The following is an 11,993-nucleotide window of genomic DNA, read 5'->3' on the forward strand; positions in this document are numbered from 1 at the left end:
CTGCTAAATATGCTAGAACAGTCAAAAAAGCTTAAAAAGTTAACATAATGAGTACCAAAGTTCTGCGTATTGCCACTTCTGGCATCATCGCAGCCGCCGCTGCCATTGGTGCTAATGCAATTGACGCAATCGTTCCCTTTAACTGGCAACAGTCAAATATCGCTGTTGCCCAAGATGCTGAAGAACAAACAAATATTCAGGTTTATAGACGCGCTAGTCCAGGAGTGGTATCCATCCAGGCTGGTGACGGTAGCGGCAGCGGTAGCATCATTAGCCAAGACGGTCTGGTATTGACCAACGCTCACGTTGTGGCAAACGGTCGCCAAACTGTCACCGTTATTCTCTCAGATGGTAGAAAACTTCCAGCCGATATCATTGCTTTTGCTAACAGCAGTCTAGACTTAGCCGTTCTGAAAATTCGCGGACAGAACAATTTGCCCACCGTAGCGATCGCTCCTCCAAACTCTGTACAAGTCGGTCAGCGGGCATTTGCGATTGGGAATCCTTTTGGTCGATTTCAAGGAACCTTCACCGTTGGTATTGTTAGCCGGATTGACCAACAGCGCGGTTTAATCCAAACCGATGCAGCCATCAACCCAGGCAATTCCGGTGGTCCTCTTCTCAATAGCCAAGGAGAATTGATTGGCGTCAATACTGCTATTTTTACCAGCGGTCAGACTGCGGGAAACATTGGCATTGGATTTGCGATTTCTGTAGACCGGGTACAGCCGTTCTTGACCGCTGTGCGCCAAGGACGCGCCCCTACCACTGCTCAACGGCAACAACCCGCTTCTGGAAGACAACCGCCTCAGCCCATTGTTTTGAATGGTGCGGTGATTAACGCCACTCTTAGCAGTGGTGATAATGTTCTCCGAGCGGATAATAGCTATTTTGACCTTTACACCTTTCAGGGGAGAGCCGGTCAGCAAGTCAGAATTGATATGGCGAGTCAGCAGATTGATTCCTACTTAATTCTGCTTGGCCCCAATGGCAATGAAGTTGCACAAGACGATGATAGGGGCGGTAGGGGAAACGCTAGCCTTGTGGCGACACTGCCTGCAAGTGGCACTTATCTAATCATTGCCAATTCCTCTGAGGGAAGACAAGTAGGTGCTTACCGTCTTCGAGCAATGGCGGCTGCCGGAGGCGATCGCTATCAAACTTCCCAAAGTCGTTTGCTGATGCGGCAAGCGGGTATTCTGGGTCGGGGTGCCAAGGTGCTTTCTGATGGCAGTTTGTTTCAGGAATATTCCTTTCAAGGTCGTGCCGGACAGCCTCTGACGATCGCACTTGCCAGTCCTGATTTTGATACCTATCTGATTTTGGTCGATCAAAATGGCCGGAAGATTGCTGAGAATGATAACATCAGCCGCAGCAATCCCAATTCTCAGATGAGTGTGACTTTACCCCGAACAGGCGTTTATCGAGCGATCGCCACCGCCTCAAATCCGCGCGGTCGAGGTCGCTATCTCTTGACAATTCGTTAAGCACGAATCTGCACCGGCATCACTAAGTAAGTCATTTTGAGACCTCCTAGCGGTGTCAAAATCACCGGGCTATTCCCTGTATTCATTTGCATTTGAATCTCGGAGGATTGCAGCGCCTTCAGTCCATCTCTGAGATAAGTGATGTTGAAGGCAATCTCTAGATCCTTTCCCGATATCTGTGCAGGTAGAGATTCGCGTCCGCTACCGACATCCTGTGCTTCCACTGATAAGGCAATCTGCTGGTTGGTGCTGTCTATCGTGAATTTGACAATATTATTTTTTTGGTCAGCTAGCACGGCAATTCGTTCTAATGCATTGAGTAGCTGACGCCGATCGATTGTCACCTGCCGCTCAAATTGTTGCGGAATCAACTGACGATAAGCGGGATATTGCCCTTCTAGGGTGCGGCTAGTCAAACGTTGATCGGCTAACTCAAATACGACCTGCCCTTGGTCAAGATGGAGAGCGATCGCTTCCGCCGACTGGCGCATCCCTAAGATTCGTTCTAGTTCTCGCAGTGCCCGCGCTGGAATTGTGACTTCTAACGGAGCCGTCTGACTAATCGGTTCCGAGGATTCTTCATCCGTTTGACTTTGGTTAGTCGTTTCGACAACTGATAAACGATGACCATCGGTCGCAGCAAATTCTAAATATTCTGGCTTGACTGTTAAATGGATGCCCGTGAGAACCTGCTTCGTTTCGTCCGGACTGGTGGCAAATAAAGAACCCCGCAAGCCATCAATTAATGCCGCAGCAGGTAATTGGGCAGCTTCGCCATTTTCAATCACTGGCAGTTCTGGAAATTCTTCTGCTCCCATGCCCCGGACTTTATAACGCCCAGAGGCAGAAGTCAGCGTGGCAATAATCCCTTCGCTCGTAGCTTCCTCCCCTTTATCCTCTAAAGTAATTTCTCCCTCTGCTAGACGGGAAACAATATCGTTTAACAGCTTAGCGGGTAACGTGAGAAAACCTTCCTCTTCCACTTGTGCTGGAAAGCTGGTCTGAATGCCAAGGCTGAGATCGAATGCCGTCAAACTGACGAGCTGAGTTTTTTTGTTAGCTTCCAGCTTGACATTTGCGAGGACAGGATGTGTCGGGCGCGATGGCACTGCTCGGCTGACGAGAGAAAGGTTGGTACTGAGATCGTTTTGGGTGCAAACCAGTTTCATAGATGTTCAACCTTGGAGTTGTTCAGCCAACCGACGCTCATAGCGCGGTACTTTTGGCACAGAAGGAGATCGTAGCACCCTTGTCCTCAGCAATCCAGATTAGCCTGCTTACCTGCTTCAGGCAAAACTGCTGGAGCTGTGGAAAATGTGGAAAATGTTGTCAAATGAATTTCCTGTGTATGTTTTAGCAGCTCTAATGAATTGTGGAAACCTTGTGGAAAAAAGAGTCACTTTTCCACAAGGTATTTATACTTGTCATTGTTTTCCACTGATGGCACAAAATTTTTCACGGCTTTACCACAAGCTTTTCCACAGAAAACCAGGAGTTTTCCACAACCCTTCTAAAGGTGAATCATTCTTTATAAGTACTTTCCGAAAACTTAAATTAACGGCTACTGGCTAGCTGTGAGAGGAGTATCAGGATTTATTTTGGCTTCTGCTAGCAAAATTGATGCGATCGCTAAGTTGGCGTAGCGTTCTAGCTACATCAGGATCGCTATCCTTTAATTGAGTAATTTTCTCGCAGCTATACATTACTGTGGTGTGATCTTTACCTCCAAATTCCTCACCAATCCTGGGTAAACTCAAATCTGTGTGCTGACGCATTAAATACATACCAATTTGTCGCGCCCAGCTAATTTCTCGACGGCGAGAATTACTTTTTAAATCTTCAATGCGAAGCTCAAAAGTTTCTGCGATCGCTATCATTACCGCTTCTGGAGAAACCGCTACTTTTTCCGCAGGTGGATTCAAAACTGGAGCAATATTTTCGACAGTCATCGACAAACCGGAAATTGAAATATAAGCCACAGCCCGAATTAAAGCGCCCTCCAATTCCCGAATATTTGAAGTATAGTTAGTCGCTATATATTCAATAACATCTCGCGGTAATCGCATATTTTCATATTCTGCCTTTTTTTGTAAAATTGCCATCCGTGTTTCTAAGTCTGGGCGCTGAATATCGGCAATTAATCCCATAGAAAAGCGGGAGCAAAGACGTTCTTGCAGGCGAGGAATCTGATTAGGAGGGCGGTCAGAAGCGATTACTACTTGCTTTCCAGCTTCATGTAAAGTATTAAAAGTATGAAAGAATTCTTCTTGAGTATATTCCTTTCCTTCTAAAAATTGAATATCATCCACCAACAGTACATCGGCAGCTCGATAATGTTCTCGAAACCGTTGCATACTATCTTTACGAATTGCTGCAATCAAGTCGTTTGTAAACTGCTCAGTAGAAACATAAAATATTTTTGAATCTGGGTGAATTTCCAAACGGTAATGCCCAATTGCTTGCATTAAGTGAGTTTTTCCTAGCCCAACACCCCCACACAAAAATAATGGATTAAACTCACGTCCTGGAGATTCTGCCACAGCTAAAGAAGCTGCATGAGCCATCCGATTATTAGAGCCGACAACAAAGCGTGAAAAAACGTATTTAGGATTTAATTCGGTCGGTCTGGGTCGCTGGTTAGGAGAAATTTCGGGGACACTGGTTTCTATAGGCAGCGACCAGGAAATTTCGGCATCATCAGCGCTAGAGATTTCATTTCCTTTGGCAACCGTGATGTGAATTTCCACCGGCTGTCCCAGAATATCTTGTACGACATCAGCAATTGTTTTGATGTAATATTTCTGCAACCAATTCCGGGCAAACGGGTTAGGCGTGCAAATCACCAAGCAGTTATTTTCCAGCTCTTGAGCGCTGGCAGTTTTGATCCACGTTTCAAAGGTAGGACGGCTCAGTTGTAGCTGTAGACGCTCTAGCACTTGGCTCCAGAGCTGTTCAAGAGAAATATCCACGCCTCACCTCTACGGCTTTGTGCAGAATAGTATTATCCATTCTTGTGAAGAGCGATCGCTCTTTTAAACCAGTCTCAACTATGGCTGAAATCCTGCCAATTACTCAACTGGGAAATCCCATCCTGCGCCAACAAGCTCAAATTATTGAAAATGTCCACTCTGGACAGATCCAAAAGCTGATTGACGACCTAATTACAACCGTTGTTCAAGCAAGCGGTGTTGGCATTGCAGCACCCCAGGTAGCTCAATCTTATCGCTTGTTCATCGTCGCATCTCGTCCGAATCCTCGGTATCCCACCGCTCCTGAGATGGAACCAACCGCCATAATAAATCCTCGCATCATTGCTCACTCTGATGAGGTGGTGAAAGGCTGGGAAGGGTGCCTCAGCATTCCAGGAATTCGAGGGTTGGTTCCCAGATATCAGGCGATTGATGTGGAATACACCAGTCGGGATGGTAAATTGCATCGTCAACAGTTCACAGATTTTGTCGCCCGAATTTTTCAACACGAATCCGATCACCTGGATGGCATCGTGTTTGTAGATCGTTTACAAAGCACGCAAGAGATGATGACTGAACAGGAATATCAGCAACAAATTGTTCAACAGCAGCACTGATATCCTAGATTGTTGACGATTGTTTGGTTTGACTGATTAGAAGCGTGAGCGATCGCTTCCACCCTGCCTACATACGCTCTAGCACGGAAATGCCAAGTAGGGATAATCCTAACTTCAAAGTTCGCGCTGTTAGATTGCACAAAACCAAACGAGATGTCCGCACTGGTTCCTCCGCTTTAAGCACCTGACACTGGTCATAGAACTGATTAAACTTTTGGCTCAGTTCAAATAAATATTGACAAAGGCGATTGGGCAGTAAATCTTGCTCAACGTCACTGAGAACTTCGCTCAGTTGTAGTAAATGCTTCGCTAACACTAATTCTGTTTCTTCCTGCAACAGAATTTTGGCATTCATTCCCAACTGCTCAAAGTCAATATCGCCTTTGCGGCTAATTCCCTGTACTCGTACATAGGCATAAAGCAGGTAAGGTGCGGTATTGCCTTGGAGAGACAACATCTTGTCATAGCTAAAGACGTAGTTGCTAGTGCGGTTTTGGCTGAGGTCGGCGTACTTAACCGCACTCATGCCAATCACTTTAGCAACATGGGCGATAAACTCTTGTGTTTCCTCGCGTCCTTCTTCTTTCAGTCTGGTTTCTAAATCAGCACGGCCATGCGCGATCGCTTCATCCAGCAAATCCCGCAACCGTACCGCTTCTCCAAAACGAGTTTTTATTTTCTTTCCATCTTCCCCCAGCACCAACCCAAAGGGGACGTGTACCAACTCTAAATTTTCTGGAATCCAGCCAGCCCGTTGCGCTACCTGAAACACCTGAGTAAAGTGATTGGCTTGTCCAGCATCTGTAACGTAGATTATCCGCTCGGCTCGATCTTGTTCAATTCGGTAGCGTAAGGCTGCCAAATCAGTAGTGGCGTAGTTATAACCTCCATCAGACTTTTGGACAATCATGGGCAAAGGTTCACCTTCTTTGTTGGTAAACCCTTCCAGAAATACGCATTTAGCCCCATTGTTTTCCACTAGCAAGCCCATCTGGGCGAGGTCTTCCACCACTCCTGCTAGCAAAGGGTTATAGAAAGATTCACCTCGTTCTGTCAGATAGACATCAAGTCGCTCGTAGATAATCTGAAACTCGCGCCGAGACTGTTCGCACAACAGCTGCCATGCCCGCCGAGACTCTTCGTCACCCGCTTGCAATTTGACAACTTCTTGTCGGGCCGTTTCTTGAAACTTCTCATTCTCATCAAATCGCTGTTTTGCTTTGCGGTAGAAAGCCACTAAGTCGCCCAAATCTATAGCATTAGCAGTCGTCAAAGCCTCTGGACAAACTTCTCTTAAGTAGGCGATTAGCATTCCAAACTGGGTTCCCCAGTCGCCTACATGATTCAGTCGCAAAACATCGTGATTTTGAAATTCCAAAGTTCGAGCAATGCAATCTCCAATGATCGTTGAACGCAAGTGCCCAACGTGCATCTCTTTAGCAATATTAGGGCTAGAAAAATCCACCACTACCCGCTGGGGATGTTTTGCCTTGCTGATACCCAATCGGGAGTCTGCCTGAATAGCACTTAGCTGCGCTTCCAAATATTCTGGTTTCAGGGTGAAATTGATAAAACCAGGACCCGCAATTTCTGGCGGACGACAGAAATCGATGACATCTATATACTCAACGATTTTTTGGGCGATCGCTCGTGGCGGCTGACTCAACTTTTTAGTTAAAGACATTGCCACATTAGACTGATAATCGCCAAACTTGGCATTGCTAGCAGGCACTAACATTGGGTCTACCCCAGCATAGTCACTGCCGAAAGCGGCAACTAAAGCCTGCTCAAATCTATTTTTAAGTTGTTCAAGGGTAGAGTTCATTGGGTTTTGCCGAAACCTCAGGCAGCGTACTTCTCTCCTCCATCGTACTAACGTCTATGTTCATACTCAAATCGAGCCATGTTGAGCGAGTAATCGGGGCACTACTGGAAATGTAGTCTACGCCAGTTTCAGCCACAGCACGAATAGTTTCTAGAGTAATGTTGCCCGATGCTTCAATCTTGATCCGGTCATTGCTATGGCGGATTATCTGCACTGCCTGCCGCATCATCTCCAGCGGCATATTGTCCAGCATGATGATATCAGCGCCGTGCTGTAAGGCTTCTTTCACTTGATCTAGGGTTTCGGTTTCTACTTCTATAGTCAATGGATAGGGCATTTGGGAGCGAATACAAGCGATCGCCTTGCCAATCCCTCCAGCCACAGCAATGTGATTATCCTTGATCATCACAGCATCATCTAACCCCATTCGGTGGTTCATCGCTCCCCCCACCTGTGTCGCGTACTTTTCTAAAATTCTCAGCCCCGGAGTCGTTTTGCGAGTATCCACCAATTGAGCTGGCAAATCCGCAATTTGCTCAACATACTTACGGGTGAGTGTAGCAATCCCACTCAAACGCATAGCTAGGTTTAAAGCAACTCGTTCTCCGAGCAGCAGCGCCTCTAGCGAGCCATCAACGCGAGCAACCAACTGTCCTCGCTGGCACTGTTCCCCCTCAGCGACAACAGCAACAAAACTGACTCTATCGTTCAACAGTTGGAATATCCGACTAGCTATCGGCAATCCGGTAATGACTCCTGCCTCCTTAGCAGTCCACTCAGCTTGCCCCACACGTACCTTGTTGCCTAACAAACCTTGACTCGAGCGATCGCCGCGACCGACATCTTCCAACAACCAGGAGTGCAGGAGTGGGTCTAATACGATCAAGGGAGGTAGAACAGCCCTGGGACTCACCACTTCAGTTTTCCCCTAATTTTTCTAAAAGTTTGTCCAACCAACTTAGCCCAAAAGCTGCTCGGCTGGGGATTTTGAGAGTTTTCCAAAAAAGTTTTTCAAAACAGTTGACAGAAGCGGTTCGTGGTTGCTACATTAATAAAGCGGTCGGGAGAGCAAGCGAAAGTGAAGCGACACCGAAGCGCACCGAACCTAGAAAAAATAATAGTTTGAAAGCCAAGTAAACACAAGTACCTCGTCAAAAAAATCAGGTGAATTGGGGGAAACTTCAATCACCAAGACGAAGTCGGTAGGAAACTTATAGTTTCCAATAGCCAAAAAAACAAACTCACTTAACACAATGGAGAGTTTGATCCTGGCTCAGGATGAACGCTGGCGGTCTGCTTAACACATGCAAGTCGAACGGGAATCTTCGGATTCTAGTGGCGGACGGGTGAGTAACGCGTGAGAATCTGCCTTCAGGACGGGGATAACAGTTGGAAACGACTGCTAAGACCGGATGTGCCGAGAGGTGAAATATTTATAGCCTGAAGATGAGCTCGCGTCCGATTAGCTAGTTGGTAAGGTAAAAGCTTACCAAGGCGACGATCGGTAGCTGGTCTGAGAGGACGATCAGCCACACTGGGACTGAGACACGGCCCAGACTCCTACGGGAGGCAGCAGTGGGGAATTTTCCGCAATGGGCGAAAGCCTGACGGAGCAAGACCGCGTGGGGGAGGAAGGTTCTTGGATTGTAAACCCCTTTTCTCAGGGAAGAAAAAAATGACGGTACCTGAGGAATCAGCATCGGCTAACTCCGTGCCAGCAGCCGCGGTAATACGGAGGATGCAAGCGTTATCCGGAATAATTGGGCGTAAAGCGTCCGTAGGTGGCTGTTCAAGTCTGCCGTTAAAGACCGGGGCTTAACCCTGGAAAGGCGGTGGAAACTGAACGGCTAGAGTGCAGTAGGGGTAGAGGGAATTCCCAGTGTAGCGGTGAAATGCGTAGAGATTGGGAAGAACACCGGTGGCGAAAGCGCTCTGCTGGACTGCAACTGACACTGAGGGACGAAAGCTAGGGGAGCGAATGGGATTAGATACCCCAGTAGTCCTAGCCGTAAACGATGGATACTAGGTGTGGCCTGTATCGACCCGGGCCGCGCCGTAGCTAACGCGTTAAGTATCCCGCCTGGGGAGTACGCACGCAAGTGTGAAACTCAAAGGAATTGACGGGGGCCCGCACAAGCGGTGGAGTATGTGGTTTAATTCGATGCAACGCGAAGAACCTTACCAGGACTTGACATGTCCGGAACCTTCTGGAAACAGAAGGGTGCCTTCGGGAACCGGAACACAGGTGGTGCATGGCTGTCGTCAGCTCGTGTCGTGAGATGTTGGGTTAAGTCCCGCAACGAGCGCAACCCTCGTCCTTAGTTGCCATCATTAAGTTGGGCACTTTAGGGAGACTGCCGGTGACAAACCGGAGGAAGGTGGGGATGACGTCAAGTCAGCATGCCCCTTACGTCCTGGGCTACACACGTACTACAATGCTACGGACAAAGGGCAGCAAGTTAGCAATGACAAGCAAATCCCATAAACCGTGGCTCAGTTCAGATCGCAGGCTGCAACTCGCCTGCGTGAAGGCGGAATCGCTAGTAATCGCCGGTCAGCATACGGCGGTGAATCCGTTCCCGGGCCTTGTACACACCGCCCGTCACACCATGGGAGTTGGCCACGCCCGAAGTCGTTACCCTAACCTGCAAAGGAGGGGGACGCCGAAGGCAGGGCTGATGACTGGGGTGAAGTCGTAACAAGGTAGCCGTACCGGAAGGTGTGGCTGGATCACCTCCTTTTAAGGGAGACCGAACCTCTGAACACCGATGAAGTCGGTCACAGAAGGTCATCCCAGGTCGTCGAGGTCGTGTCATCAAAAGCTTTCAAACTATTACGGTTCCGGTTCATGGGCTATTAGCTCAGGTGGTTAGAGCGCACCCCTGATAAGGGTGAGGTCCCTGGTTCGAGTCCAGGATGGCCCACCTAAAGTCAAGCTGATTGCTTGACAAGTAAGAGGGTAAAGCTTGAGTTGGGAAGCCCGGTTGAGGGGCATATCTATCACCCGAGCAAGTCAAAACCGAAAACCGGAAAAAGAAGTCAGCATCGACTCTGAAACTTGAAAAGCCTCAGAGAGACTGCTGGACTCTAATTCCAGCCAAAGAACCTTGAAAACTGCATAGTAACGTTAAAAAGCAGGAAAAAACGAGACGTCCAATCGAAGAAGGCGTCCGTATCATCCAAGCAAGAGAATGTGGTCAAGCTACAAAGAGCTTATGGTGGATCCCTCGGCACACAGAGGCGATGAAGGACGTGGCGACCGACGAAACGCTCCGGGGAGCTGGAAGCAAGCAATGAGCCGGAGATATCCGAATGGGGCAACCCTAAAGAACTAACTGCTGAATCCATAGGCAGTAAAGAGCCAACCCAGTGAACTGAAACATCTTAGTAGCTGGAGGAAAAGAAATCAAAAGAGATTCCCTGAGTAGTGGTGAGCGAAACGGGAAGAGCCTAAACCATCAAGCATGCTTGGTGGGGTAGTGGGACAGCAACGTGGGACTCGAGAAGTTAGACAAAGCAACTGAAAACTGCACCAGAGAAGGTAAAAGTCCTGTAGTCGAAAGCTTCAAAAGCCCTAGCTGAATCCCGAGTAGCACGGGGCACGTGAAATCCCGTGTGAATCAGCCGAGACCACTCGGTAAGGCTAAATACTACTGTGTGACCAATAGCGAACCAGTACCGCGAGGGAAAGGTGAAAAGAACCCCGGAAGGGGAGTGAAATAGAACGTGAAACCGTAAGCTTACAAGCAATGGAAGCTCGATTGAACGAGTGACCGTGTGCCTGTTGAAGAATGAGCCGGCGACTTATAAGCAGTGGCAGGTCAAAGCATTCAATGCTCAAGCCAAAGCGAAAGCGAGTCTGAAAAGGGCGAAATAAAGTCACTGTTTATAGACCCGAACCCGGGTGATCTAACCATGTCCAGGATGAAGCTTGGGTAACACCAAGTGGAGGTCCGAACCGACTGATGTTGAAAAATCAGCGGATGAGGTGTGGTTAGGGGTGAAATGCCAATCGAACCCGGAGCTAGCTGGTTCTCCCCGAAATGTGTTGAGGCGCAGCGGTTGTGATTATAGTCTGGGGGTAAAGCACTGTTTCGGTGCGGGCTGCGAGAGCGGTACCAAATCGAGACAAACTCAGAATACCAGATGCACACACAGCCAGTGAGACGGTGGGGGATAAGCTTCATCGTCAAGAGGGAAACAGCCCAGACCACCAGCTAAGGCCCCCAAATGGTCACTAAGTGATTAAGGAGGTGGGAGTGCAAAGACAACCAGGAGGTTTGCCTAGAAGCAGCCATCCTTGAAAGAGTGCGTAATAGCTCACTGGTCAAGCGCTCCTGCGCCGAAAATGAACGGGGCTAAGTGACATGCCGAAGCTGTGGGATATATAAAGTATCGGTAGGGGAGCGTTCCGCAGTAGTGAGAAGCACTAGCGACAAGCAGGTGTGGACGAAACGGAAGTGAGAATGTCGGCTTGAGTAGCGCAAACATTGGTGAGAATCCAATGCCCCGAAACCCCAAGGGTTCCTCCGGAAGGCTCGTCCGCGGAGGGTTAGTCAGGGCCTAAGGCGAGGCAGAAATGCGTAGTCGATGGACAACGGGTCAACAATCCCGTACCAGTAATTGTTGGTGCAGAGGGACGGAGAAGGCAAGAGCCAGCCGGATGTTGGTTACCGGTTCAAGCGTTCGAGGTGATGAGGGACGGCGAAAACGGCCCGAGCTAAGGCGCGAGTACGACCCCCTACGGGGGGGAAGTGGTATCAGTCAAGCTTCCAAGAAAAGCTCTAAACACCATAAACAATTACCGCCTGTACCCGAAACCGACACAGGTGGGGAGGTTGAGAATACCAAGGGGCGCGAGATAACTCTCTCTAAGGAACTCGGCAAAATGACCCCGTAACTTCGGGAGAAGGGGTGCCTTCAGAAATGAAGGTCGCAGTGAAGAGATCCAGGCGACTGTTTACCAAAAACACAGGTCTCCGCTAAGTCGCAAGACGATGTATGGGGGCTGACGCCTGCCCAGTGCCGGAAGGTTAAAGAAGTCGGTTAGGCGCAAGCCGAAGCTGGCGACTGAAGCCCCGGTGAACGGCGGCCG

6 protein-coding genes, 1 tRNA gene and 2 rRNA genes (1 of these 9 running past the window's edge) are annotated in these 11,993 nt (G+C 48.7%); 5 read left to right on the forward strand and 4 right to left on the reverse strand.

The features are described 5' to 3' along the window. The first annotated feature begins 47 nt into the window (after positions 1–47). Positions 48–1,487: a trypsin-like peptidase domain-containing protein gene (locus NDI34_RS15560; protein ID WP_348233107.1), complete on the forward strand. Its 1,440-nt coding sequence runs from the start codon at positions 48–50 to the stop codon at positions 1,485–1,487. Here NDI34_RS15560 and dnaN read toward each other — a convergent pair. Continuing rightward, positions 1,484–2,656: a DNA polymerase III subunit beta gene (gene dnaN, locus NDI34_RS15565; RefSeq protein WP_190986293.1), complete on the reverse strand. Its 1,173-nt coding sequence runs from the start codon at positions 2,654–2,656 to the stop codon at positions 1,484–1,486. The genes NDI34_RS15560 and dnaN overlap by 4 nt on opposite strands. 417 nt (positions 2,657–3,073) lie before the next feature. Then, a complete protein-coding gene (gene dnaA, locus NDI34_RS15570) occupies positions 3,074–4,456 on the reverse strand; it encodes a chromosomal replication initiator protein DnaA (RefSeq protein ID WP_190688557.1) in 1,383 nt (460 codons plus the stop codon). An 80-nt stretch (positions 4,457–4,536) separates the two neighbouring features. Between dnaA and def the strand changes: the two genes are divergently transcribed. Next, positions 4,537–5,073, forward strand: coding sequence for a peptide deformylase (def, locus tag NDI34_RS15575; RefSeq protein ID WP_190986294.1), 537 nt, complete (start codon positions 4,537–4,539; stop codon positions 5,071–5,073). A gap of 67 nt (positions 5,074–5,140) precedes the next feature. On the opposite strand, the gene argS is transcribed toward def, so the two are convergent. Together argS and nadC are read right to left on the reverse strand one after the other, a co-directional pair. Continuing rightward, entirely contained in the window at positions 5,141–6,898 is a 1,758-nt protein-coding gene (argS, locus tag NDI34_RS15580) for an arginine--tRNA ligase (protein ID WP_190986295.1), read from the reverse strand. Continuing rightward, a complete protein-coding gene (nadC, locus tag NDI34_RS15585) occupies positions 6,882–7,811 on the reverse strand; it encodes a carboxylating nicotinate-nucleotide diphosphorylase (protein WP_348233109.1) in 930 nt (309 codons plus the stop codon). Before nadC ends, argS begins: the two co-directional genes overlap by 17 nt. Positions 7,812–8,148: 337 nt before the next feature. Between nadC and NDI34_RS15590 the strand changes: the two genes are divergently transcribed. From NDI34_RS15590 to NDI34_RS15600, 3 genes are all read left to right on the forward strand, one after another. Further along, positions 8,149–9,639, forward strand: a 16S ribosomal RNA gene (locus tag NDI34_RS15590). Positions 9,640–9,748: 109 nt separating this feature from the next. Beyond that, positions 9,749–9,822 (forward strand) — tRNA-Ile (locus NDI34_RS15595). A gap of 271 nt (positions 9,823–10,093) precedes the next feature. Continuing rightward, a 23S ribosomal RNA gene (locus tag NDI34_RS15600) occupies positions 10,094–11,993 on the forward strand; it runs 991 nt beyond the window's last position. The 16S and 23S rRNA genes sit together here with 1 tRNA gene alongside, the layout of an rRNA operon.

The organism is Trichocoleus sp. DQ-U1 (assembly GCF_039961925.1).
GTDB lineage: Bacteria > Cyanobacteriota > Cyanobacteriia > Cyanobacteriales > FACHB-T130 > FACHB-T130.

Excerpts from the sequence above, each read along its gene's own strand:
- argS (WP_190986295.1), bottom strand. The coding sequence starts at position 6,898 with ATGAACTCTACCCTTGAACAACTTAAAAATAGATTTGAGCAGGCTTTA.
- def (WP_190986294.1), top strand. The coding sequence starts at position 4,537 with ATGGCTGAAATCCTGCCAATTACTCAACTGGGAAATCCCATCCTGCGC.
- NDI34_RS15560 (WP_348233107.1), top strand. The coding sequence starts at position 48 with ATGAGTACCAAAGTTCTGCGTATTGCCACTTCTGGCATCATCGCAGCC.
- dnaN (WP_190986293.1), bottom strand. The coding sequence starts at position 2,656 with ATGAAACTGGTTTGCACCCAAAACGATCTCAGTACCAACCTTTCTCTC.